At 67.4% G+C, this 24,484-nt stretch carries 16 protein-coding genes and 1 tRNA gene; 14 read left to right on the top strand and 3 right to left on the bottom strand.

Annotation, left to right across the window (positions count from 1 at the left end):
- The 11 genes from SNE34_RS14460 to SNE34_RS14410 form a co-directional block, all read left to right on the top strand.
- Positions 1-182 (top strand): adenylyl-sulfate kinase (locus SNE34_RS14460; RefSeq protein ID WP_332618320.1); only part of this gene is annotated, 182 nt, incomplete at its 5' end.
- A gap of 32 nt (positions 183-214) precedes the next feature.
- Positions 215-1,084, top strand: coding sequence for a glycosyltransferase family 2 protein (locus SNE34_RS14455; protein WP_332618319.1), 870 nt, complete (start codon positions 215-217; stop codon positions 1,082-1,084).
- Entirely contained in the window at positions 1,081-2,136 is a 1,056-nt protein-coding gene (locus tag SNE34_RS14450) for an EpsG family protein (protein ID WP_332618318.1), read from the top strand. Before SNE34_RS14455 ends, SNE34_RS14450 begins: the two co-directional genes overlap by 4 nt.
- Positions 2,137-2,299: 163 nt before the next feature.
- The gene (locus SNE34_RS14445) at positions 2,300-3,433 is read left to right on the top strand and encodes a polysaccharide biosynthesis/export family protein (RefSeq protein WP_332618317.1); all 1,134 of its coding nucleotides are present in this window, start codon (positions 2,300-2,302) and stop codon (positions 3,431-3,433) included.
- An 11-nt stretch (positions 3,434-3,444) separates the two neighbouring features.
- On the top strand, positions 3,445-3,900 hold the full coding sequence (locus tag SNE34_RS14440; protein WP_332618316.1) for a low molecular weight protein-tyrosine-phosphatase: 456 nt from the start codon (positions 3,445-3,447) through the stop codon (positions 3,898-3,900).
- Between the two features lie 269 nt (positions 3,901-4,169).
- Entirely contained in the window at positions 4,170-6,566 is a 2,397-nt protein-coding gene (locus tag SNE34_RS14435) for a UDP-N-acetylglucosamine 2-epimerase (RefSeq protein WP_332618315.1), read from the top strand.
- Between the two features lie 59 nt (positions 6,567-6,625).
- Complete coding sequence (locus SNE34_RS14430; protein ID WP_332618314.1) at positions 6,626-8,869, top strand: polysaccharide biosynthesis tyrosine autokinase; 2,244 nt, start codon at positions 6,626-6,628, stop codon at positions 8,867-8,869.
- Between the two features lie 31 nt (positions 8,870-8,900).
- Entirely contained in the window at positions 8,901-11,915 is a 3,015-nt protein-coding gene (locus tag SNE34_RS14425) for an asparagine synthase-related protein (RefSeq protein ID WP_332618313.1), read from the top strand.
- Between the two features lie 88 nt (positions 11,916-12,003).
- Positions 12,004-13,431, top strand: a complete 1,428-nt coding sequence (locus SNE34_RS14420) for an asparagine synthase-related protein (protein WP_332618312.1) — start codon at positions 12,004-12,006, stop codon at positions 13,429-13,431.
- A 9-nt stretch (positions 13,432-13,440) separates the two neighbouring features.
- On the top strand, positions 13,441-14,307 hold the full coding sequence (locus SNE34_RS14415) for a hypothetical protein (RefSeq protein ID WP_332618311.1): 867 nt from the start codon (positions 13,441-13,443) through the stop codon (positions 14,305-14,307).
- Between the two features lie 109 nt (positions 14,308-14,416).
- Positions 14,417-14,492: transfer RNA gene (locus tag SNE34_RS14410), tRNA-Lys, on the top strand.
- 37 nt (positions 14,493-14,529) lie between these two features.
- On the opposite strand, the gene recQ is transcribed toward SNE34_RS14410, so the two are convergent.
- Entirely contained in the window at positions 14,530-16,341 is a 1,812-nt protein-coding gene (gene recQ / locus SNE34_RS14405) for a DNA helicase RecQ (protein WP_332618310.1), read from the bottom strand.
- Positions 16,342-16,435: 94 nt separating this feature from the next.
- On the opposite strand from recQ, the gene SNE34_RS14400 reads away from it, so the two are divergent.
- On the top strand, positions 16,436-16,654 hold the full coding sequence (locus SNE34_RS14400; protein WP_332618308.1) for a hypothetical protein: 219 nt from the start codon (positions 16,436-16,438) through the stop codon (positions 16,652-16,654).
- A 315-nt stretch (positions 16,655-16,969) separates the two neighbouring features.
- On the opposite strand, the gene SNE34_RS14395 is transcribed toward SNE34_RS14400, so the two are convergent.
- Positions 16,970-17,554 carry a Dps family protein gene (locus SNE34_RS14395; RefSeq protein ID WP_332618307.1) on the bottom strand — a complete coding sequence of 195 codons (585 nt, stop codon included), beginning with the start codon at positions 17,552-17,554 and terminating at the stop codon, positions 16,970-16,972.
- An 84-nt stretch (positions 17,555-17,638) separates the two neighbouring features.
- Between SNE34_RS14395 and hrpA the strand changes: the two genes are divergently transcribed.
- Complete coding sequence (hrpA, locus tag SNE34_RS14390; RefSeq protein ID WP_332618306.1) at positions 17,639-21,646, top strand: ATP-dependent RNA helicase HrpA; 4,008 nt, start codon at positions 17,639-17,641, stop codon at positions 21,644-21,646.
- Here hrpA and SNE34_RS14385 read toward each other — a convergent pair.
- Entirely contained in the window at positions 21,639-22,187 is a 549-nt protein-coding gene (locus SNE34_RS14385; protein ID WP_332618305.1) for a hypothetical protein, read from the bottom strand. The genes hrpA and SNE34_RS14385 overlap by 8 nt on opposite strands.
- 82 nt (positions 22,188-22,269) lie before the next feature.
- Between SNE34_RS14385 and SNE34_RS14380 the strand changes: the two genes are divergently transcribed.
- Positions 22,270-24,477, top strand: coding sequence for a RelA/SpoT family protein (locus tag SNE34_RS14380; RefSeq protein ID WP_332618303.1), 2,208 nt, complete (start codon positions 22,270-22,272; stop codon positions 24,475-24,477).
- The last annotated feature ends 7 nt before the right edge of the window (positions 24,478-24,484 follow it).

The following is a 24,484-nucleotide window of genomic DNA, read 5'->3' as shown; positions in this document are numbered from 1 at the left end:
CCGAGCAGCGCGATGTCAAGGGCCTGTATGCCAAGGCCCGCGCCGGACAGCTGCGCAACTTCACCGGCATCGACTCGCCGTACGAGGTCCCCGAGGCCCCCGACTACCGGCTGCCCACCACCGAGCAGAGCGCCGAGGTGTTCGCCGAACAACTGGTGCGCGACCTGCTGGCCCCCCGTTGAACATGCCCTTGAAAGACGAGAGCCGCCCGACCGTGAACGTTGACGATCTTGGCAAGGACCCGAACCTGCAGGCAGCCGCGCCGGTAAGCGTGGTCATCCCGTGCTTCCGTTGTGCCGACACCATCGGCGACGCGGTGGCCTCGGTTGCCGCCCAGACCCTGCTTCCCGCGGAGATATTGCTGGTCGACGACTGCAGCGGCGACGGCACCGTCGACGCATTGCGGGCGCTGGCCGCCGACCACCCGCCGGGCTGGATCAAGGTGATCGAATTGGCGACCAATGGCGGTCCGTCGGCGGCGCGCAACACGGGCTGGAACCGTGCCGGCCAGGAATACATCGCCTTCCTCGATGCCGACGATACCTGGGCGCCGCGCAAGCTCGAATTGCAGATGGCGGCATTGCGCGCCGATCCCGACATCGCCCTGATCGCCCACCGGATGGACGTGCGCGCCCGCAACCTGCCGCCGCCTACGCTGCAACTGCCGGCGCGGACTTCGATCATCGGGCGACGCCAGGTGCTGTTGTACAACCCGTTCCCCACCGCTTCGGTGGTGTTGCGCCGGGACCTGCCGCAGCGGTTCGACGAGAACTTCCGCAGGGTCGAGGATTTCCTGTTGTGGGTGCAGATCTCCGGCGCCGGCCATCGCTGCGCCAAGATCAACCAGACGCTGGCGTCATGGCACAAGCCCAACTATGGCGCCGGTGGACTCAGCGGGGACATGCAGGCCATGCGCAAGGCCGGCCGAAAGGTGCGCAAGGAGCTGGTGCGGCAGGGGCTGATGACGCGCCCGGAGTACTACTTCACACGCGTGCTCAGCATCTTCCGCAGGACCCACCACAACCTCGTGCTGTGGATCCGGCGCCTCAGGTCAAACGGAGCGCGAAGCCGCGTCAGCCCATGACAATCCATTCCATTGCCGGTGCTGCCAACCCCAGCAATGCCACGGCGACAAGTGCCCGGTGGGGGCTGGCCGTGCTGCTGCTGCTCGCGGTGGCGGTATTCGGTTGCTGGCTGGTAGGCACCCGACCGCTGGATATCGGCACCGACACCTCGGTCTATGCTGGGTTCTTCGAACGCCTTGGCCACGGCGACAGTCCGACCCGGCTGGAGCCCGGTTTCGTCGCAGTCAGCTACCTGCTGAGCAAGCTCGGAGTGGGTGTCACCGGCTATCTGGCGGCGTTGTTCGGTCTGATGCTGCTGACCGTGTGGATATCGACCCGCAGGTACTTCAACTACTTGGGCGACACCCGCGGCTACCTGACGTTCCTCAGCGCGGCGATGATGCTGTTGTTCCTGTCGCCGATGTTCGTCAACGCCTCGATCAACGCGATCCGCCAGGGGCTGGCGGCGCCGCTGGTGTTCGCCGCGTTGTTGTCGTTCCAGCAGCGCCGCTGGTGGCAGTTCGCCTGGTATGGCGCCCTGGCCACCAGCCTGCATTACTCGTCACTGTTGTACATGGCGTTTGCGCCGGCACTGTTCCTGAGCACCAAGACGCTGCGCTACGCCGGCGCCGCCGGTCTGCTGGTCTACTGCAGCGGCCTGTCGGAGCTGATCGTGCAGACCTTGACCCCGGGGATCCACGCGACGGTGATGGAATACGCTGCGCGCACCGAATTGCGCGCCGGAGTCCGGATCGACTTCGCGGTGTTCTCGGCGTTCTGGTACGTGTTGCCGCATCTGCTGGCGCCGACACTCAAGCCACCGTACCGCGAGCGAATACTGCAAAGCACTGCGGTCTACCTGGTGATGCTGCTGCCGTTCTTCGCGATCGGCTGGGGTTATTTTTCCAACCGCTACCTGTTGCCCGCCTGGCTCGCGGTGTCGCTGATCCTCGCCGCGGTGGTCTGCCACAACCGCCTGCAGGCGTTGAGCCACCCGCTGCTTATCCGCTTCGGGCTCATCGCCTCGTGCGCGGTCTTCTACTTCTATGTCGCCACCGAAACCGTGATCTGAGGTGGACGTATCTGAGGTGGAAGAGGACATGAGCTGCCGGTAAACAAACCGTTAGCGTTTCATGACGAAACCCGTGCACGCGCTTCACGTGACGAAGGCGCCCGCGGCCGTAGCGTGACCGGAGCGCTACCCCTCGCACGTTTGCAATTGCAAGGAGTCCCCCATGTCCAGACTGTCCACGACGCCCACCACTTCCACCCCGAACCGACCGCGCGGTTCCGCGGCACCGCTGCGCTGGCTTGCGCTGGCCGCGGCGATGGCACTGCTTGGGGGCTGCGCGACCGGTCCCGGTTTTGCCAGCGGTTCCGGCGGCCAGCTCGACACCCTCGTCAACAGTGGCGAGGTCAAGGTGGTGCAGATCACCCCGGAGCTGGTGGCGCTGAACCACAGCAAGGAGCAGCCGACAGTACCCCAGGAGCTGCTGGAGTACCGGCCGGAGTCGTATCAGATCAGTCCCGGCGACACCATCCAGGTGACCGTCTGGGACCACCCCGAACTGACCACCGAAGGAGGCGGCGAGGGCAGCAACGGACGCCTGGTGCATCCCGATGGAACCTTCTACTACCCGTACGTGGGCACGCTCAACGTCGAGGGGATGAAGATCGAGGAGCTGCGCAGCATCGTCACCCGCAAGCTCGCGCACTACCTGCAGACCCCGCAGGTCGACGTCAACGTGGTCGGGTATGGCAGCCGGGTCACCTTGCAGGGTGCATTCGTCGATACCACCCCGCAGGACATCACCACCGTGCCGCTGACGGTCTCGCAGGCGGTCGGCACCGCGGTCATCGATGTCGAACAGGCCGACCTGTCGGGACTGGTGCTCACCCGCGACGGCAAGAACTACACGATCAACCTGGACGAGATGAACCAGGACCTCGACACCGCGCCGCCGATCTACCTCAAGCCCGGCGACCGGTTGTACCTGCCGTTCAATGACCGCAAGGAAGTCTATGTGCTCGGCGAGGTGCGCAACCCGCAGGCGATCACTTTCAAGACATCCGGCCTGACCCTCACCCAGGCCCTCGGCCGCTCCGGCGGACTCGACCCGGTGACGGCCAATGCCGATGCGGTGTACGTCGTCCGTGGCATGGACCGGATGGAGCAGGAGCCGGCGACGGTGTTCCAGCTCGACGCCAGTGACCCGTCGGCCTATGCGCTGGCGGACGGGTTCGAGATCCAGCCCGGCGACGTGGTGTATGTCGGCGCGGCCGGCGTGACCCAGTGGAACCGGTTCCTGAGCCAGTTGCTGCCGCTGTCGGGCATCATCCGCAACGCCACCGTTCCGGGAAGCAATTGACCGAGCGATCGATGCGGCCGGCGCCGGCCCGGCCCCGCCGAATATTGCTGGTGTGTGTCGGCAACGTCTGCCGCAGCCCGACGGCGGAGGTGCTGTTGCGCCGTCGCTGCCGCGGACACGGGATCGTGGTCGAGTCGGCCGGGTTGGGCGCGCTGGTCGGCAACCCGATCGAGCCGCTGGCCGAAGCGGTGCTCGCCGACCATGGCCTGAGCGCTACCTCCCACGTTGCGCGCCAGCTCACCGCGGGCATGGTCGAAGCCGCCGACCTGGTACTGGTCATGGAAGCCTCGCAACGCCGTGCGATCGCGGCCCTGTCCGCGCCCGCGGCGGAGCGCACGTTCCTGCTTGGCAAGTGGCACGGTGAGGTCGACATTCCCGATCCGTACCGGCAACGGCTGGCGGTCTTCCGCGATGTCTACTGGATGATCGACAAGTCCGTGAACAGCTGGTGCATGCATCTTTTTTGATACATGCCAGCAGGCCGCGCCGCGGCCTCTCCTTTCGGCCTTGCACGTTGGTAATGGAGCATCGTGAGTTCCAGTGCGGTGGCAATCGACCGCGTATCCGTGCCGCGTCCTAGACGGCGACCGGGTTCCTGAATTCCTGTTCAAGATGAACCCGCAGGCTTCATCGCTCCATCATGCCGCGGTGCTTAGAAATGCGTGGTTGGTCACGAAATTCCATGCCAGTGCCGCTGGTGCTTTGGTCCTGCAGAACGCCCACGTGAGAGACGAACATGCACCCAGAGAGGTTCATTGCCGCCAGCGCGATCGCCGTCATCGTGACCATGGTCGCGATATTCACGCTGCGGCAACTGGCACCGCGCATCGGCCTGGTCGACAAGCCGGACGGACGCAAACGCCACCGAGGGCGGGTGCCGTTGGTCGGCGGGTTGTGCTTCTTCCTCGGCACCCTGGCCGGGCTGGTCTACTTCGGCTATATGGACCGGTTCGTGGTGTGCCTGCTGGCGGTCGGCGCGCTGATCCTGTTGACCGGGTTGCTGGACGACCTCGATGACCTGAGCGCGCGGACCCGCCTGTTGGTCCAGGCCGGGACCGCGGGGCTGGTGATCCTCACCACCGGCATCTACATCGATGGCGGCGGCAACCTCATCGGCGGCGAGGAGTTCCGGCTGCACGGGCTTGGCATTCCGGTGACGATCATCGCCGTGGTCGGGCTGATCAACGCCTTCAACATGCTCGACGGCATCGACGGCCTCGCCGCCGGACTCGCGATCGTCAGCATCGTTGCGATCCTGGCGTTCATGGGAGTCGGCTGGCCCACCGTCGGGGTGGCGCTGCTGCTGCAGATCCTCGCCGCCACGTTGGTGCCCTACATGTGCGTCAACCTGGGGTGGCCGGACGGCCGCAAGATCTTCATGGGCGATGCCGGCAGCACGCTGATCGGCTTCCTGGTCGCCTGGAGCCTGATCTTCCTGAGCCAGCGCGAGGCCGCGCAGATCGCGCCGGTCGACGTGCTGTGGTGCGTGGCATTGCCGGTGCTGGACACGCTGGCGGTGATGTACCGGCGCATGCGCAGCGGTCGCTCGCCGTTGAAGGCCGACCGCCAGCACCTGCATCACCTGCTGCTCGACATCGGCTTCTCGCCGCGACAGGCGCTGGGATTGCTGGTCGGCCTGAGTGCACTGATGGCCGGCGCCGGCTACGCGCTGCGCAATGCGCCGGAACTGCTGAGCCTGCTCGCCTTTGCAAGCATGATGGTGGTCTACGTGGCGTTCGCGCCGCGGCTCGTGGAGTCGCTGAACTTCGCTTCGCGCGGCCCGGCGAAGGTGCAAGCACCGGGTCGACTCGAGACGGCCGCGCCCAGCCAGTCGTCGCCGGATCCGGACGCATTCCCGGGACCGGCCTTGTGGTCGGGCACCCATTCCGTCCGCGTGACCGGCGAACACCGGATCGTGATGCGACGGGTCGCTGCCGAAGGCGCGGCGCACGCTGCGGCGTCCGCGATCGCGGCGGCATCGGCCACGTCGGGCGAGGTGATCCGGGTGCTGTGCGTGCTGGACGCATCGCCGGACAGCCTGAAGCTCGCCCCGGTGGTGCAACAACTGTCGGGCGATGCGCGCTTCGATCTCAAGGTCTGCGTCACCGCATTGCCCAACCAGCGATCGCGACAGATGCTGCGCCTGTTCAACATCCGTCCGGACCACGTGCTCGACGTGCTGGCGCCGGACAAGGAACTGGGCGACATGACCTCGGCCCCCGTGCGCGGAATGAAGCGGGTGCTGGGCGAGTGCGAACCGGACGTCCTGCTGGTCCATGGCGATTCGCTGACCACCTTGGCGGCAACGCTGGCCGCGCATTTCCAAGGGGTGCCGGTCGCCTGTGTCGACGGCGGCTGGTCGGGTTGCGGGAGCGCGGACTCCAGCGAGGCCGACGAAGCCGTCCGCAAGGTCACCCGACCGCTGGTATCGCTGCACTTCGCCTCGACCGAGTCGGCGGCCCGCGCATTGCTGGACGCCGGTGTCCCGCAGGAGCGCATCGAAGTCGCCGCGACCGCCGCCACCGAGGTGTCGAAATCCCTGCTGGCGGTACGCCAACGCGACATCGGTGAACGGGAGGACCTGGCGCGACGGTTTTCGTTCCTGCGCGCGGGCAGTCCACTGTTGCTCGTGGCCCACCGTCCCGCGCCCGGCGCCGGGGTGGACATGGGCCGGACCCTGTCCACCCTGGCGAGCCGCCGTCCCGACCTGGATATCGTCTGCCCGGTCCTTCCGGACGCCGGCCCGCAGGACCGCATCGGTCCGCACGGCGACCTGCCGAACCTGCACCTGGTCCAGCCGCTGGACTACTTGGCGTTCTGCTATCTGCTCAACGCGGCGTATCTGGTTCTGGCCGGATCGCGCGAAATCCAGCAGGAAGCGGCGTTGTGGAACAAGCCGGTACTGATGCTGCGCGGCGCTGCCGAAGGTCCGGGCGAAGCCGGCAGTGCCGGCGCCCGGTCCGGCATCGACGAAGTGAAGATCGCCGAATGCGTCATGACCCTGCTCGGCGACGCCCGCGCCTACGAGGCGCTGTGTTTTGCCGCCGGTCCGGGCGGTGACCGCAATGCCGGCATGTGCATCGTCCAGGCATTGGCCAACCTGCCGCGAAAGGCTGCATCGCTCGCGGCGTGACCGTCGGTCGGCGGCCATGCGCCGCGGCCGGCAAGCAGTCTTGGTAACAGGAGAGTTCCGTGAACGAGTTGATGGCGAATCGGCCGACCGAGATTTCCCCGCAGGTGGAGGTCACCCCGCAGCGCGAGGAACATATCGATCTACACGCATTGCTGGGGGTCCTGAACGATCATCGGAAATTCATCCTGATCGGCACCGCGCTGTTCTTCCTCGCCAGCGTGCTGTACGTGATCATGGCCACGCCGATGTACCAGGCAAGCGCGATGGTGCAGGTGGAAGGCGCATCGCCTGGCCAAGCCAACCAGCCTGCGGCTGGCCAGATGGTCGACCTCGCCGGCTCGCGCGCGGTCACCGAGATTCCGCTGCTGACGTCGCGCAGCGCGCTGGGCGAGGCGGTGGAAAACCTCGACCTCGACATCCAGTCCCAACCGCAGCGGTTCCCGCTGGTGGGCGAGTTCATCGCCGGCCGCTATTCGCCGGAGCAGCCAGGCGCGGTGGCGCCGCCGCTGCTCGGGCTTGACCGCTACGGCTGGGGCGGCGAAGAACTCGACATCCCCGTGTTCGACGTGCCGCAGACGTTGCTGGGCCAGCCGCTGGTGCTGGTCGCCGGGGAGCAGGGCCGGTACACCCTGTTGAACGAAGATGACCAGGTCCTGCTCGAAGGCCAGGTCGGGCAACTGGTCAAGGGCGAAGGCATCGCCATGAAGGTCGACACGCTCAAGGCCAATCCCGGTACCCATTTCGATGTCGTGCGCAACAGCCACATCGGTGCGGTCTCGCGGCTGGCGGAAAACATCGCCGCGGTCGAACGCGGCGAGGAGTCGGGCATCATCGCGCTGACCTACCAGAACACCGACCCGGAACTCGCGGCCAAGGTGCTGGGCCAGATCAGCACGTCCTACCTGCGCCAGAGCGTGCAGCGCAATTCGGCCGAAGCCGAGAACCGGCTGGAGTTCGTCAACGAACAGTTGCCGAAGGTTCGGGCCGATCTGGAAGAAGCGCAGAACGCCTTGAATGCGTTCCAGCAACGGGTCGGCACGGTCGACATCAGCATGCAGACCGAGGCCCTGCTCAGCCAGACCGTGGCGCTGAACAACAGCATCCAGCAGCTGCGCGTGCAACAGCCGGACGTCGCCCGTCGCTTCACCCCCAACCATCCGGCGTACCAGGCGCTGCAGAAGCAGATCGGCCAGCTCGAGGCCGAGAAGGGCGCGTTGCAGGCGCGGATGAGCCAACTGCCGGACATCCAGCAGGGACTGTACCGGCTCACCCGCGACGTCGAGGTCACCAACCGCACCTACACCAACCTGCTCGACCAGGCCCAGCAGCTCGACATCGCCCGCGCCAGCGCGATCGGCAACGTGCAGGTGATCGACCCGCCGGCGGTCAATGTCGCCCAGCCGGTCTGGCCCAAGCCGGTGCCGGTGATCGGCGGCGTCACCGCGCTGGGCGCGATGATGCTGGTCGCCTTCGTGCTGACCCGGCAGGTGCTCAACCGCAACGTCGAGGACCCGGAAGACATCGAGCAGCTCGGGCTGCCGGTGTACGCCTCGATCTTCCTCAGCTCGCAGGAGCGCGCCAACGCGTTGCGCCCGAAGAAGCGCCACGCGACCCGGCCGAACCTGCTGGCATTCAGCGCGCCGTCGGACCTGGCGATGGAGGCCCTGCGCGGCTTGCGCACCAGCCTGCACTTCGCCCGTATCGAGCCGAAGAACAACCTGCTGATGATCGCCGGCCCGAGCGCCGGCGTCGGCAAGACCTTCGTCAGCTCCAATCTCGCGGTGACGATTGCCCAGGCCGGCCAGCGCGTGTTGCTGATCGATGCCGACATGCGCCGCGGCACCCTGCACGAGGTGATGGGCACGCGCTGGGAGGATGGCCTGTCGGAGCTGATCTCCGGGCAGATCCCGTTGGAAGGCGCGGTTCGCCGGGTGCTCGGGACCGAGAACCTGTCGTTCATCTCGCGCGGCAAGGTGCCGCCCAATCCGTCGGAACTGCTGATGCACCCGGACTTCGCCGGATTGTTGCACCAGCTCGCGCCGCAGTACGACCTGGTCATCATCGATACGCCGCCGGTGCTGGCGGTCACCGACGCGGCGGTGATCGGGCATCACGTCGGCACCACCCTGCTGGTGGTCCGCTTCGGCATGAACCAGGCGCGTGAGGTCGCGCTGGCCAAGCAGCGCCTCGAGCAGAACGGAGTGAAGGTCAAGGGCGCGATCGTCAATGCAGTGCAGCGGCGCAGCGCCGGGCACTACAGCTACAGCTACAGCTATTACGACAGCCGTCCGACCGGGACCTGATGAGCGCCACACCGCAAGGAACCACCGCGCGATGACAAGCCAGGGAAGCCAGTGGACGAGGCACAGTGTGGTCGAAGCGGATATCTCGACAGCCGTCGACGGCTCGCGCGAGGCTGGCCGGACGGAACGCGACGTGCCAGGGCACGCGCAGGCGTCCCGCCAGCCACAGGCAACGCCCGGCCAGCCGGCGCCTGACGACGAACCGCTGCAGATCACGATGTCGCCGTACTTCGGGACGCCGGACTTTTCGGGCCTGGCCCGGCGGCGCGACCGTGGCGCCCGGCTCGACCCGGTATCGGTCGCCGACCTGCTGCGCAACGGCTTCGTCTACGCCCCGCACTCGATCTTCGAGACGGTCAAGCTGGCGACGGTCGGCTTTGACCCGGAGCAGGACATGCACGGGTCGCCGGAGTACCGCTTCATGTTTCCCAGCAGCGGCCGTTGCCGGGAAGCCAGCGACGTCGGGCAGGACTGGGTCGGGACCTACCACCGCCTCCTGTGCACCGCGGTTTCCGACTCGTGCGCGGATTTCCGTTCGCCCTGGTTGTTGCAGAGCGGCGGCAAGGATTCGACGCCGCTGGCGATCGCGGCGGCGGAGGTCAGGCCCGACACCACCTGCATCACCTATCTGGGCGGCAGTGAGGAGAACGAGGTCGCGTCGGCGATGTTCGTCGCGCGCAAGCTCGGATTGCGCCATGAGACCCTGGTCTGCGATCCGGGCCGCGCCTACGACCGCTACCTGGCAATCGTCGACCGCATGCCGCTGTTGACCGCCGACTTCGCGCTGCTGTCGTACGTCGACCTGGCGACCACCATCCTCGAAGGGGGCGGTGACGGCGTCATCGACGGCATGGGCGCGGACGTCTACTTCGGCTGGCCGATGCATCGGCAGGAACGGCTGCTCTCGTGGCTGGCGAGGAACATGAAGCTCCCGCGGGTCGCGACCGAGCTGCCACTGGTCGACCGCAACTTCAAGCTCTGCTATCTGTTGTCGACCCTGCAGATGGACCCGGTGGAACGGGTCTTCCCGGGTTCTCGCTTCACCGATGCCGAGGTCGACGAGCTGTTCGGCCGCGACATCGCCCGGCGCTCGAAATCCCGGCTGGAACTGTTCCGGGCCGAACTCGCGGCGGCCAGCAATATCGACGAATGGCAGGCGATGGCGAGTTCGATCGCGGGCCCGACCAGTTCGATCGCCAAGGGGCTGTACACCACCAGTGCGTTGGGCCTGGGCGCGGCGTATCCGTTCTGTGACACCCGCCTGCGTGATTGGGTCTATCACCAGGTGCCGGAGGATCAACTGGTCGACCCGGTGACCAAGGCCAACAAGGTCCTGGTCCGGAAGCACATCGCCACCCGCTTCGAGGAGTTGCCGTACGTCGCCAGGAAAGGCAGCTTCCGCTTCGACCTCTGCGGACTGGCCCGGCAGCGGTTCGATCAGGTCCATGCCTTCGCCGAGCAGACGCGCGACGTGCTGCCCGGCGCGGTGGGCTGGCTGGAGCGAAACCGCGGACGCCTGGACAACAAGTACCACGCCTCCAAGTTCTACCTGCTTGCCATCGTGTTGCCGTGGCTCGCCCGGCACGGTGGGGACGCCAAGGCGCAAGCACCGCAGAGCGAGCGTCGGATGCAGATCACCATGTCCCCGTACTACGGCAGGCCGGATTTTTCGGCCCTGAAAGCCGAACCGGCAAGCAAGCGACGGCTCGATCCGGTCTCGGCTGCCGACCTGTTGCGCAACGGCTTCGTCTATCCGCCGCATTCGATCATCGAGGACGTCAAGCTGGCGACCCTGGGTTTCGACCCGCAGCAGGACATGGGGGGCGCACCTGACTACCGCTTCATGTTCCGTGACAGCGGCAAGTGTCGCAAACGCGCTGGCGCCGGGCCGCCGCTGGTCGATACCTACCACCGGATGTTGTGCGATGCGGTGGCACGCTCGTGCAGCGAACTGCGCGCGCCGTGGTTGCTGCAAAGTGGCGGCAAGGACTCCACCTCGATCGCGATTGCCGCCAGCGAGGCGCGGTCCGACACGACCTGCCTCACTTACCTCGGCGGACGGGAGGAGAACGAGATCGCCTCCGCCACCGCCGTGGCCCAATCGCTTGGCCTGCGTCACGAAATCCTGATCTGCGACCCCGGTCGCGCCTACGACCGGTACCTCGCCATCGCCGGGCGGATGCCCTTGCTGACCGCGGACTTCGCGCTGCTGTCGTATGTCGACCTTGCCACGACCATCGCCGACGTGGGTGGCGACGGGGTGATCGACGGACTGGGATCGGACAGCTACTTCGGCGTGCCGGTGAGCCGCCAGCAGCGGCTGCTTTCGTGGCTGGCCCGCGGCATTCGCCTACCGCACTTCGCCGCCGAACTGCCGTTGATCAATCGCAGCTTCCGGCTGTCGTATGGGCTCACCACCCTGCAGATGGATCCGGTGGAGCGCATTTTCCCCGGTTCGCGGTTCACCGATGCCGAAGTCGACGAACTGTTCGGCTACCCCATCGCACGCGCGTCGAAGGCCAGGCTGGAGAGGTTCCGTCGCGAACTGGACGTCGCCTCCAGCCTGGATGAGATGCGGACCATGGCGATCACCATCGAGGAGTCCGCCAGCGCCTTCGCCAAGGGGCTGTACACCGCCAGCGCGCTGTCGCTGCAGGTGGCGTATCCGTTCTGCGACCGCCGGCTGCGCGAGTGGGTGTATCACGAAGTGCCGGTCGACCAGCTCATCAACCCGGTGACCAGGACCAACAAGCCGCTGGTGCGGAAGCACATCGCCGAGCGGTTCGGGCAACTGCCATACGTGGCCAAGAAGGGCAGTTTCCGCTTCGACCTGTGCGGTCTGGCCCTGAGCCGGTTCGACCAGGTCCACGCCTACGCCATTCAGGCAGCGGATGTGTTGCCGGGAGCCGCCGGCTGGCTGGAACGCAACCGGAATCGCGTTGATACCAAGTACCACGCGTCGAAGTTCTATTTGCTGGCGATCGTGCTGCCGTGGATCGTTCAGCATGATCTCGATAAGGGTTCCACGCGCGTACCGGACGCCTGATGCGGAGCCACGGGGAATGCAGATGACGGCACAACTGAATGACTGTAGCAGGGCCGTGGCGGAGGGCGGCCAACGGCTGCAGATCACCATGTCGCCCTACTACGGCGAGTCGGATTTTTCCGGTCTCGACCGCATGTCCACCCACGGCGCACGCATCGATCCGGTGTCGTTGGCCGACCTGTTGCGCAACGGGTTCGTGTATGCGCCGCACTCGATCTTCGAGGATATCAAGCTGGCGACCTTCGGCTTCGATCCCAAACACGACATGCACCTCGCCCCGGAGTTCCGCTTCCTGTTCCGCGACAGCGAGAAGTGCCGCGGCCGTGGCGATCCGCAGACCGACTGGGTCGGCACCTACCACCGGCTGCTGTGCAACGCGGTGTCGAACGCGTGCGCCAACATGCGCTCGCCGTGGCTGCTGCAAAGTGGCGGCAAGGATTCCACCCCGTTGGCGATCGCGGCCGCGGAAGCCCGGCCGGACACGGTATGCATCACCTACATGGGCGGCAACGAGGAGAACGAGGTCGAGTCCGCCAGCCTGGTGGCGGACAAGCTCGGATTGCGCCATGAAACCCTGGTGTGCGACCCGGGTCGCGCCTACGACCGCTACCTGGCGATCGTCGATGCAATGCCGTTGCTCACCGCCGACTTCGCCCTGCTGTCGTACGTCGACCTGGCGACCGACATCCTCGCCAACGGCGGCGACGGCATCGTCGACGGAATGGGCGCGGACAACTATTTCGGCATCCCGATCCATTGGCAGCAACGCTTGTTGTCATGGCTGGCCAAGGACGTGCGGCTGCCTCGCTTCGTCGCCGACCTGCCGGTGCTGAGCGGGAGCTTCCAGTACTGCTATCTGTTGTCGACCTTGCAGATGAACCCGGTCGAGCGTTCGTTCCCCGGTTCCCGGTTCACCGACGAGGAGGTCGACGAGCTGCTCGGGCGACGCGACATCGCCCGGTCGTCGAAAGCGCGGCTGGCGCTGTTCCAGTCCGAGCTGTCATCGGCCAGCAATGCCGACGAGCACTTCGCGATGGCGCTGACGGTGGCCGGCTCCAGCGGTGGCTTCGCCAAAGGCCTGTACACGGCCGGAGCACTGTCGATGCGCGTGGCGTACCCGTTCTGCGACAGCGAGCTTCGAGAGTGGGTCTACCGGCAGGTCCCGCCGGACCAGCTGCTGGATCCGGTCACCCGGACCAGCAAGGTTCTGATGCGTCGGTACATCGCTACCCGCTTCGACAAATTGCCATACGTCTCCAGGAAGGGCAGCTTCCGCTATGACCTGTGCGGGCTGGCCCGGCAGCGCTTCGACCAGGTCCATTCGTATGCACTGCAGACGCGCAACGTGATGCCGGGCGCCGCCGCCTGGCTGGAGCGCAACCGCGGCCGGCTCGACAACAAATACCACGCGTCGAAGTTCTACCTGCTGGCGGTAGTGCTGCCGTGGATCGAGTCGCGGCAGCGGGGTGAGGCGGTCCGGGACATTCCCGCCGCCCGCGTGAACGGCTGGGGATGAGGAGAACCCATGTTTGTATCGGACAAGCTGGCATTCATCGAGCTGCACAAGACCGGTTGCACCCATATACGCAGCTTGCTCACCGACCTGGTGGGCGGGGAACTCGCGGGCAAGCACAACCAGGCGGATGCGGAACTGTTCACCGGCAACCGGGTGTTCCTCGGCTCGGTACGCGACCCCTGGGACTGGTACGTCTCGCTGTGGGCATACGGCTGCGACCGCAAGGGGATCGTCTACGGCAAGGTGACCAGGGGCGGCTACACGCTTCGCGGCCACGGTTGGCGCGACGATCCCTACCAGGCCTTGCGCGAGCTGCTCGCCGCACGCCCGAATACCCATGCCGGGGAATGGCAGCGCACCTATCGCGACGTCAACGATGCCGGGGCATTCCGACAGTGGCTGCGGATGATGCACGACGAGCGCTACTGGCCCGACTTTGGCCAAGGTTACGGCCGCTCTTCGCTGAGCCGGTTGGCAGGGTTGTTCACTTATCGCTACATGAAGTTGTTCACCTGCCGGGACGGTGAAGCGCACGGACTCGACGGGATCGCGACGTTCGAGCAACTGGTCGAACACGATCGCGAGCATTGCTTCATCGATCATTTCATCCGCAACGAGAATCTCGAAGCGGACCTGTTCCTCGCGCTCGAGCGCTCCGGATTCGAAGTCGCTGCCAAAACCAAGGCCGACATCCTGGCGCGCGCGCGGACCAACACCTCGTCGCGTCGACACGGGCCCGACTACTACTACGACGACGCGACCGAACGCCTGGTGCTCGATCGCGACCGGCTGCTGATCGAGAAGTTCGGCTATGTCGCACCGGGGGCCAGAGGCCAACATCCCGACCAGCGGTTGCCGGAGCCACTGCAGGCGTGAGTCGAGCCGGCAAAAGCGCTTCGTGACGGCGACGAATGCGTTAGAATCCCCGGCCCGGCGCAGCAAGGCTGCCGCCGCAGGCCCCCTCTGGCGGGGCATAAGCTTCATCGGGTCGTTAGCTCAGTCGGTAGAGCATCGGACTTTTAATCCGCTGGTCGATGGTTCGAATCCATCACGACCCACCATCCCCCAAAAGCCCCGCCAAGGCGGGGCTTTTGCATGTCAGGCGACGTCGCAATCCAGCAGCTGCTGCAGCACCGCCTCGCCGTAGCGTTCCAGTTTGGTGCCGCCGATGCCGGGGATATGGCCGAGTCCGTCGAGGTCGTCGGGCGCGGCTTCGGCGATCGCGCGCAAGGTGGCATCGTGGAAGATCACGTAGGCCGGCACGTTCTGCTCGCGCGCGGTGGTGGCGCGCCATTCGCGCAGGGCGTTGAAGCGCGCCAGCGGCTCGGGGGCGAGGTCGATCAGTGGCGTGGCGGCCGCGCGGTCGCGGCGACGCGGGGCCTTCGGCGCTTCCTTGCGGAAGCTCAGCCGACGCTCGCCGCGCAGTACCGGTCCGGCGTTGGCGGTCAGGCACAGCGCGTTGTGGCGGTCGACATCGGCCTCCAGCAGGCCGCCGGCGACCAACTGACGGAACACGCCGCTCCACTGCTTCGCGTCGAGATCGGCGCCGATCGCCCAGGTGCTGAGTTTGTCGTGGCCGAAGCGCTGCACCTTCTCGGTAGTCACGCCGCGCAGGATGTCGATGACGTGGCCGGCGCCGAAGCGCTGGCCGCTGCGATACACGCAAGACAATGCCTTGCGCGCGGCGTCGGTGCCATCCCAGCTTTCCGGCGGGTTGAGGCAGTTGTCGCAGTTGCCGCAGGCGCCGGGGTGCGCCTCGCCAAACCAGCCCAGCAGTGCCTGGCGGCGGCACTGGGTGGATTCGCAGTAGCCGAGCAGGGCGTCGAGCTTGCGCAACTCCAGTTGCTTGCGCTCCTCGCCGGCCTCGCCCTGGTTGATCAGCAGGCGCAGGTTGACCACGTCGCCGAGGCCGTAATTGAGCCAGGCCTCGGCCGGCTGGCCGTCGCGGCCGGCGCGGCCGGTTTCCTGGTAGTAGCCCTCGATCGACTTGGGCAGATCGACATGGGCGACGAAGCGCACGTCAGGCTTGTCGATGCCCATGCCGAACGCGATGGTGGCGACCATCACCACGCCGTCGGATTGCAGGAAGCGGCGCTGGTTGGCGGCGCGCTCGGCCGCGGGCATGCCGGCGTGGTAGGGCAGGGCGTCGATGCCGGCGGCCTGCAACTGCTCGGCGGTCTTGTCGACGCGTTTGCGCGAGAACGCGTAGACGATGCCGCTGTCGCCGCGGTGGTCCTTGATGAAGTCGAGCAGGGCGCGCTGGCCGCTGCCGTCCTTCTGCACGACGCGGTAGCGGATGTTCGGGCGGTCGAACGAGCTGACGAACTGGCGGGCGTCCTCCAGCGCGAGGCGCTCGGCGATCTCGCGCCGGGTCGGGGCGTCGGCGGTCGCGGTCAGGGCGATCCGCGGGATGCCGGGCCAGCGCTCGTGGAGGATGGTGAGCTGGCGGTATTCAGGGCGGAAGTCGTGGCCCCACTGGGAGACGCAGTGGGCCTCGTCGATCGCGAACAGGGCGACCTTGGCGCGGTCGAGCAATGTCAGGCAGCGGCCGGTCAGCAGGCGTTCGGGAGCGACGTAGAGCAGGTCGAGTTCGCCGGCCAGCAGGTCGCGTTCGACCTCGGCGGCGGTGGCGGCGTCGAGGGTGGAGTTGAGGCAGGCGGCGCGCACGCCGAGCTGGCGCAGGGCCTCGACCTGGTCCTGCATCAGCGCGATCAGAGGCGAGACGACCACGCCGCAGCCGTCGCGCAACAGGGCCGGGAGCTGGTAGCACAGCGACTTGCCGCCGCCGGTCGGCATCAGGACGAGAGCGTCGCCGCCACCGGCCACGCAGTCGACGATCTCAGCCTGTTCGCCGCGGAATTCCGGGTGGCCGAAGGTGGTGCGAAGCAGGTCGAGTGCGGCGTTTTGCATGGGCGACAGGGTAGCAAGGGCCTGTCTCGGGGATGGTCGGGAAAGTCCGCTTCGGGTGGTCAGATTGGCGGTTGCTGGTTGGGTGGAGTGGAGATTGCAACAGCAACCGCAAGAGCAACAGCAACAGCAACAGCAACAGCAACAGCAACAGCATAAGCAACAGCAACTGCAACAGCAACAGCAACCGCAAGAGCAACAGCAACAGCAACAGCAACAGCAACAGCAACAGCAACAGCGGAGCGGTTCCTCGGCTTCGGACGGGGCGCCGCGTCGTGGTTTGGGTGACGACCCTTCTACGGTGATGCCGATGTAGGAACGACGTGAGTCGCGACCCGCCGAACCCTTGAGGCGATGTACAGGTCGCGGCTCACGTCGCTCCTACCGAGGCTGTTCACGAAACCCTGGGCAATCGGGCGGGAGGCGGCCTGCGGGGGAATTGCGGAAAGCCGGCCATGGATGGCCGGCGGCCCCGAGTCAGGGCAGGACGCCCTGACCGAGGGGAGTAGCAATCCCCCGCAGGCCGCCTCCCGCGTCTACCGCGCAGGATCCGGATGCAGAAAGCCCCGAGGTGACAGCCCCGGGGTCTCCTGCCTTCATGCGCATCCAGCAACCGGATGCGACCGCCAACCTACTGCAGCAGCGACCGCAGCATCCACGCGTACTTCTCGTGGGTCTGCAGACGCTGGGTCAGCAAGTCGACGGTCGGGTCGTCGCCGGCATCGTCGGCGGTCTTGAGCACCTTGCGCGCCGTGCGGCAGACCGCCTCGTTGCCGACGGTCAGCTGGCGCACCATCTCCTTCCAGTCGGGAATGTCGGACAACCCTGCTTCTTCAGGGATCGACGACAACTCGATGAACTCCGCATAGGAACCTGGCGCATTGAAGCCCAGCGCCCGAATGCGCTCGGCGATATCGTCCAGCGCCGTCCACTGCTCGGTGTACTGGGTCTCGAACATCACGTGCAGCGCGTTGAACATCGGCCCGGTGACGTTCCAGTGGAAGTTGTGGGTCTTCAGGTACAGCGTGTAGGCGTCGGCGAGGAAATGCGACAACCCGTCGGCGATCTTCTTGCGATCGGCGTTGCCAATCCCGATATCTATCGCAGGAGCGCTCGAGCCGCCCGCCGGCGAGGCCGCCGGCTTGGTTGCCGCCGATCGGGTCGGGGTGGATTTGCTGCCGGTGGCTTTCTTGCCGGGCTTGGTGGTCTTGGCCATGCGTTTCTCCCTTTTTGCCTGTTGCAGCGACAATAAGTGCCGCGGTTCGCCGTGTGAAATGGTTTGTTTCTTACGCCGTGATCAATGAAGCCTATCGACGCCACCGCTAAGACCGCGTCACGACGCAAGCCGTCGTTGCCGCCCGAGTTGCGCCAGGCGCACCGTGCGATCGACGACGCGCTGACCCGTGATCGCGGGCGCCTGCATGGCCTGTGGTCGCGCTGGCGCGGCAAACCCGATGACGCCGCTATACGGGCCGCATTCGAACAGGCGCTGGCAAGCTCGATCGCGATGCGCCAGGCCCGCGCGGTGCGTTTGCCCGCGGCGCCGGTCGATCCGTCGTTGCCGATCGCGTCCGAGGCCGACCGCATCATCGCGCTGATCCGTGAACATCCTGTGGTGGTGATCGCCGGCGAGACCGGTTCGGGCAAGACCACCCAGATCCCCAAGCTGTGCCTGGCCGCCGGGCGCGGCGCGGCCGGCATGATCGGCTGCACCCAGCCGCGCCGGATCGCCGCGCGCGCGGTGGCCAAGCGCGTCGCCGAGGAGTTGCAGGCGCCGCTCGGCGGCGCGGTCGGTTACCAGGTCCGGTTCAACGAGAAGGTCGGCGACGACACCGCGATCAAGTTCATGACCGACGGCATCCTGCTGGCCGAGATCCAGTCCGACCGCTGGCTGTCGCGCTACGACACGATCCTGATCGACGAGGCCCACGAGCGCAGCCTCAACATCGACTTCCTGCTCGGTTATCTCAAGCAGTTGCTGAAGAAGCGTCACGACCTCAAGGTCATCGTGACCTCGGCGACGATCGACACCGCGCGCTTCGCCGAGCATTTCGACGACGCGCCGGTGGTCGATGTCGAAGGGCGCAGCTATCCGGTCGAGGTGCGCTACCGGCCGCTGGAAGGCGAGGGCGACCGCGAGGGCGAGCGCACGGTGGTCGACGGCATCGTCGCCGCCTGCGACGAGCTGACCCGCGAAGACCCGCGCGGCGACGTGCTGATCTTCCTGCCCGGCGAGCGCGAGATCCGCGACGCCCACCAGGCGCTGGATCGCCGCAAGTACCGCCACACCGAGGTGCTGCCGCTGTACGCGCGGCTGTCGGTGCGCGACCAGGACCGGGTGTTCAATCCCGGCACGCTGCGCCGCATCGTGCTGGCGACCAACGTCGCCGAGACCTCGCTGACGGTGCCGCGGATCCGCTACGTGGTCGACCCCGGGCTGGCGCGGGTAAAGCGCTACAGCCCGCGCGGCAAGCTCGACCGGCTGCATATCGAGCCCGTCAGCCAGGCCAGCGCCAACCAGCGCAAGGGCCGCTGCGGTCGCGTGTCGGAAGGCACCTGCTACCGGCTCTACAGCGAGGCGGATTTCGAGTCGCGGCCGGAGTACACCGATCCGGAAATCCGTCGCGCCGCGCTGGCCGGGGTGATCCTGCGCATGTTGTCGCTGGGCCTGGGCGACATCGAAAGCTTCCCGTTCCTGGAGCCGCCCGATTCGCGCGCAGTCGCCGATGGCTGGCAGCAACTGGCCGAGCTTGGCGCCACCGACGAGCATCGAAGGCTCACCGCCACCGGCAAGCTGATGGCGCGCATGCCGATCGACGTCAAGCTGGCGCGGATGTTGGTCGCCGCGAACGCGAAGGGTTGCCTGCGCGAGATGCTGGTCGTCGCCTCGTTCCTCGGCATCCAGGACCCGCGCGAGCGGCCACCCGAACAGCGTGCCGCGGCCGACAACGCGCACGCGCAGTTCGTCGACTACAGTTCCGAGTTTGTCGGCACCCTCAAGTTGTGGGACGCCTACCAGGAGCAGCACGAAGACTTGACCCAGTCGCAACTGCGCAAGTGGTGCGAGAAGAATTTCCTCGGCTTCCTGCGGATGCGCGAATGGCGCGAGCTGCATCGGCAACTCAAGCTGATGGTGCAGGACCTCGGCTGGACGCTTGCGGCAGAAACCGTGTCCCAGGACCCGGTGGAGCCCGGCCGCTATCTCGATGCCTCGGCCTACGCCAACCTGCATCGCGCCGTGATCACTGGCCTGCCGACCCAGATCGGTCACCGCGTGCCGCCCGCCGACACCAAATCACCCGCCAAGAAGCCCGGCGAACGCAAGCCCGCGGCGGTCTACGACGGCCCGCGCGGGCGCAAGTTTGGCCTGTTCCCGGGCTCGTGGCTGATCCGCAAGCCGCCGCCGTGGGTGCTGTCGGCGACCCTGCTCGACACCGAAAAGGTCTGGGCGATGAGCAATGCCTCGATCGAGCCGCAGTGGGCGATCGACGAGCTGCCGCACCTGCTCGCGCGCCGCCATTTCGATCCGCGCTGGTCACGCTCGCAGGGCCGCGTGCTCGGCAGCGAGCAGGTCAGCCTGTTCGGCCTGGTACTCGCGCCGAAGCGGCCGATCCACTACGGCGGCCTGTATCCGGAGGAGAGCCGCGCGATCTTCGTCAACGACGCGCTGGTCACCGGCGAGATTGACAGCCGCAGCGCCTTCCTCAAGCGCAACCTCGCCACGCTGGAGAAGGCGCGCGAGGAAGAGGCCAAGCAGCGCCGTGCCGGCATCGTCGTCGACGAAGATTGGATGGCGCGCTGGTACCTCGACCGGCTGCCGCCCGACGTGCACAACGCGCAGGCGCTCGACGCGTGGTTCAACAAGCTGCCGCCACCGAAGAAGGCTGCGCTGGAATGGTCGCTCGACGACCTGCTGATCGGCGACGAGACCGACGCCGCGCGCTTCCCGCCGGTGATCGAACTCGGCGACGCACGGCTGGCAGTGAAGTACCGCTTCGAGCCCGGCGCGATCGACGACGGCATGACCGTCGCGGTGCCGCTGCACCTGCTCAACGCCCTCGACCCGGTGCGGCTGGGCTGGCTGGCGCCGGGCTTCGTGGTCGACAAGGCAACCGCGCTGATCAAGTCGCTGCCGAAGGCGCAGCGGCGCAACTTCGTGCCGGCGCCGGATTTCGCCCGCGCGTTCTCCGAGGCGCGTCCCGGCCCCGAGGCGGATTCATTCACCGGCACGCTCGCGCGTTTCCTGCACAAGGTCACCGGCGCCGCGATTGTGCCGACCGACTTCGACGAAGCCGCGCTTGAGTCGCACCTGCGCGCCAACCTGCGGCTGCACGATCGCGACGGCCGCACGGTACTCGCAGAATCGCGCGACCTTGACGCGTTGCGCGTGGACTTCGGCGCGCGCGCCGCGCGTGCATTCGCCGCGCGCGCGGCCGATGGGCTCGGGCAGCGCGGCCTGGTCGATTTCCCCGAAACCCCGATCCCGGCCAATGTCCCCGGCGCCGCCGGCGTGCCGGCCTACCCGGCCCTGCACGACGACGGCGATACTGTCTCGCTGCAGGTCCACGCCGAACGCGACACCGCGCTGCGCCACCATCCGCGCGGCGTCCGAAGGCTGCTGTGGCTGGCGCTGGCCGACAAGCGCAAGCAGGCGCGCAAACAGTTGCCGGTCTCGCCGAAGGCCGGCCTGCTGTACGCGGCGATCGAATCCGCGGCGCCGCGCGGACCCGGCGGCGACCGCCTGCGCGACGACCTGGTCGACGGCGCGTTCGCCGCGCTGGTCGCCGATGACCTTGCTGACATCCGCGACGCCGATGCGTTCTCCAGGCGCCGCGATCACGTTGGCAAGCAACTGTTTCCGGAAGCAACCGAACGCTTGCGCCAGGCTGAAGCCATCCTCGCCGCGGTGTCCGAGGTACGCGCCAAACTCGAATCACCGCTGATGGGCTGGGCCAGCGCCAACCTCGACGACATGCGCGCACAACTCGCCATGCTGACCCCGCCGGGTTTCCTGCGCGATGTCCCGGCCGAAGCGTTGCGCGACTACCCGCGCTACCTGAAAGCGCTCGCCCTGCGCGGCGAACGCGCGCTGCGCGACCCGATGCGCGACCAGGACAAGATGCTCGAGCTCAAGCCTTTCGCCGACGCGCTCGCCGCCGCCACCGCGGCCGGCAAGGCCGACGAACCCGAATGGCAGGCATTGCGCTGGGACCTGGAGGAACTGCGGGTGTCGCTGTTCGCGCAGGAACTCGGCGCGCGCGGTGTCTCGCCGAAGAAACTGGCGGCGCGGTTGTCGCGGATTACTTGATCCGCTGGACCTTGGCGGCGGTGTTGTAACCCTCGACGGTGAGGTACCAGGCGCTGCCGATCATCGACGGCTTGATCGTCACCTGCGGGTTGTCCAGGCGCACGCCGGCGAGGCTGGCGCTGTCGGTCTGACGCCACAACTGGCCATTGTCGAGCAGGTACTCGCGACCCTTGCCGAAGCCGCGGAACTCGCCCTGCAATCGCCCGGTGACAGCCTCGTCGGAACCGAAGTTGAGGAAGCCGCGGTTCTCGTCCTCGATCTTTTCCTTGGCCTGCTGCGCGGCTACGGTCGCGGCCTTGGTGGTTTCAGCCACTAGGGTGCGATTGAGCCAGGCGTTGAGGTTCTCCAGTTGCTCCGCGCTGAGCTGGTCCAGCCCCGCGGCCTTGAACTGGTCGGGCGTCATCTGCTGTTCGATCCGCTCGCCGGCCTGCTGTGCGAACGCCAGCGGCGCGGCGAACAGGACGGCCAGCAGCACGCTGGCCGGGACGTATGAACGAAGCAGTCGCGAGGTCGGCGCGATCGGGCGGGTTGAACCATTCATGTGGCGGGTCCTGAGGCTATGACTGCGGTCGGTTGCTCGCTAGTGTAGTCACTCCCCCCGCGTCGAAATGAATCGCGTCGCCATGACTACGCGTCGCCATGAACCCGGGCCCGCAACAACCGATACGACTGTCGCCGTCGGATCGGCGCTGGCTGCGCTGCTTGCCAATCCCGCCATTGCCGAGCCCTTGCGGAATGCCTTGCGCGAGGCGGCCATCGCGGGGGCCGAGCACGAGGAGCGCGACCCGCCGGCAACGATCACCCGGATGCTCGCCGCGTTGCAGCGCCTGGACGCCGACAGCGACACCCTGGTCGCCGCGATCGTCCACAGCTACCCGGTCCTGCAGCAACGCTTGGGGCCGGCGTTCGAGCGCGACCATCCGGCGATCGCGCCGTTGCTCGATGGTCAGCGAGCGGCGGAACAGGTCTGGGCGCTGCACGCCGAGCAGGGGCCGCGCCGGGGCAGCGAAGGCCTGCGCCGGCTGCTGCTGGCGATCGTCCGCGACCTGCGGGTGGTGCCGATCCTGCTGGCGCGGCAACTGGCGCAAATGCAGGAGGCGGCCAGCCTGCCCGGGGACCGCCGCCTCGCACTGGCCACGCTGACCCGCGACATCCACGCGCCGCTGGCCAACCGGCTCGGCATCTGGCAACTCAAGTGGGAGCTGGAGGACCTCGCGTTCCGCTACCTGCAGCCGGACACCTACAAGCAGATCGCGCGCCTGCTCGATGAGAAGCGCACCGACCGCGAGCGCTACATCGAGGCCGTCAAGCAGACCCTGCGCGAGGCGATGGCCGCACAGGGCCTCAAGGCCGACATCGCCGGGCGGCCGAAGCACATCTACAGCATCTGGAAGAAGATGCAGCGCAAGGACGTTCCGATCGGCGAGCTCTATGACCTGCGTGCGGTGCGGGTGCTGGTCGAAAGCGTCGGCGACTGCTATGCCGCGCTCGGCGCGGTGCACGCCAGCTGGACGCCGATCCCGAGCGAATTCGACGACTACATCGCCCGGCCCAAGCGCAACGACTACCGCTCGTTGCACACCGCGGTGATCGGCCCGGAGGGCAAGACGCTCGAGGTGCAGATCCGCACCTTCGAGATGCACCGGCAGGCCGAGCTCGGCGTCGCCGCGCACTGGAAGTACAAGGAAGGCCGGCCCCCGCAAGGCGCGATCGGCGGTGATGCCGCGTTCGACCGCAAGATCGCCTGGATGCGCAGGCTGCTGGAGCCGGCTGCCGACGGCGTCGAACCCGACGAGGCGGCGCTGGCGCGCGAGCTCGACACCGAACTGGTCGAGGACCGCGTTTACGTGCTGACCCCGAAGGGCGAGGTGGTCGACCTGCCGGCAGGCGCGACTCCGCTGGATTTCGCCTACCGCGTGCATACCGAGGTCGGCCACCGCTGCCGCGGGGCCAAGGTCGACGGCCGGATCGTGCCGCTGGACCACAGGCTGGCCAGCGGCGACCGGGTCGAGATCATGACCGCCAAGACCGGCGAGCCGCGGCGCGACTGGCTGATCGAGGCCAACGGCTTCCTCGCCAGCAGCCGCTCGCGCGAGAAGGTCCGCAACTGGTTCCACAAACTCGACCGCGCCCGCAACGAGGCCGCCGGCAAAGAGCTGCTGGACAAGGAGCTGCGCCGGCTCGGCCTGCTCGGCGCCGACCTCGCGCCGGCGCGCGAGCGCTTCAAGCTCGCCCACGACGCCGACCTGCACGTGCTGGTCGCGCTCGGCGACGTCGGTCCGCACCAGGTCGGCCGGATCCTGCTCGAACACGAGCGCGCCGCCAGCGCCCCGCCGGCCGCCGAACCGGCCGCCCCGGTGCTGCCGCGGCGGGTGCCGCGCGGCAAGGCCGCGGACTTCACCGTGCAAGGCGTCGACAACCTGCTGGTGCAGATGGCGCGTTGCTGCCAGGCCCTGCCGGGCGAACCGATTGCCGGCTACCTCACGCGCGGCCGCGGGGTCACCGTGCATCGCCGCGACTGCGCCTCGTACCGGCGCCTCGCGGCGGCCCAGCCGCAACGCACCCTGCCGGTGGAATGGGGTCGCCCCGGCAGCGCCTACGAGGTCGACATCGAGGTGGTCGCGGTCGACCGAAAATGGTTGCTGAAGGAGGTCACCAACCTGATCGCCCAAGGCGATGCCCACCTCACCAGCATCCACAGCGACCACCAGCGCGATGGCGCGCGGGTGCGGTTCCTGATGCGGCTGAAAGTCGACGACTACGGCCAGCTGTCGACCCTGCTCGGCAAGCTTGCCGCACTGCCCGGGGTCGAGCAGGCCCGGCGCGGCTGAGGCCTGC

This window comes from Novilysobacter erysipheiresistens, assembly GCF_036663935.1.
Classification (GTDB): Bacteria; Pseudomonadota; Gammaproteobacteria; order Xanthomonadales; family Xanthomonadaceae; genus Novilysobacter; species Novilysobacter erysipheiresistens.
The sequence above is the reverse complement of the archived record's forward strand: the minus strand, read 5'-3'. Positions and strand labels throughout refer to the sequence as shown.

Excerpts from the sequence above, each read along its gene's own strand:
- hrpA (WP_332618306.1), top strand. The coding sequence starts at position 17,639 with ATGAAGCCTATCGACGCCACCGCTAAGACCGCGTCACGACGCAAGCCG.
- SNE34_RS14420 (WP_332618312.1), top strand. The coding sequence starts at position 12,004 with ATGTCGCCCTACTACGGCGAGTCGGATTTTTCCGGTCTCGACCGCATG.
- SNE34_RS14425 (WP_332618313.1), top strand. The coding sequence starts at position 8,901 with ATGACAAGCCAGGGAAGCCAGTGGACGAGGCACAGTGTGGTCGAAGCG.
- SNE34_RS14395 (WP_332618307.1), bottom strand. The coding sequence starts at position 17,554 with ATGGCCAAGACCACCAAGCCCGGCAAGAAAGCCACCGGCAGCAAATCC.
- recQ (WP_332618310.1), bottom strand. The coding sequence starts at position 16,341 with ATGCAAAACGCCGCACTCGACCTGCTTCGCACCACCTTCGGCCACCCG.
- SNE34_RS14385 (WP_332618305.1), bottom strand. The coding sequence starts at position 22,187 with ATGAATGGTTCAACCCGCCCGATCGCGCCGACCTCGCGACTGCTTCGT.
- SNE34_RS14445 (WP_332618317.1), top strand. The coding sequence starts at position 2,300 with ATGTCCAGACTGTCCACGACGCCCACCACTTCCACCCCGAACCGACCG.
- SNE34_RS14450 (WP_332618318.1), top strand. The coding sequence starts at position 1,081 with ATGACAATCCATTCCATTGCCGGTGCTGCCAACCCCAGCAATGCCACG.
- SNE34_RS14435 (WP_332618315.1), top strand. The coding sequence starts at position 4,170 with ATGCACCCAGAGAGGTTCATTGCCGCCAGCGCGATCGCCGTCATCGTG.
- SNE34_RS14440 (WP_332618316.1), top strand. The coding sequence starts at position 3,445 with ATGCGGCCGGCGCCGGCCCGGCCCCGCCGAATATTGCTGGTGTGTGTC.
- SNE34_RS14380 (WP_332618303.1), top strand. The coding sequence starts at position 22,270 with ATGACTACGCGTCGCCATGAACCCGGGCCCGCAACAACCGATACGACT.
- SNE34_RS14415 (WP_332618311.1), top strand. The coding sequence starts at position 13,441 with ATGTTTGTATCGGACAAGCTGGCATTCATCGAGCTGCACAAGACCGGT.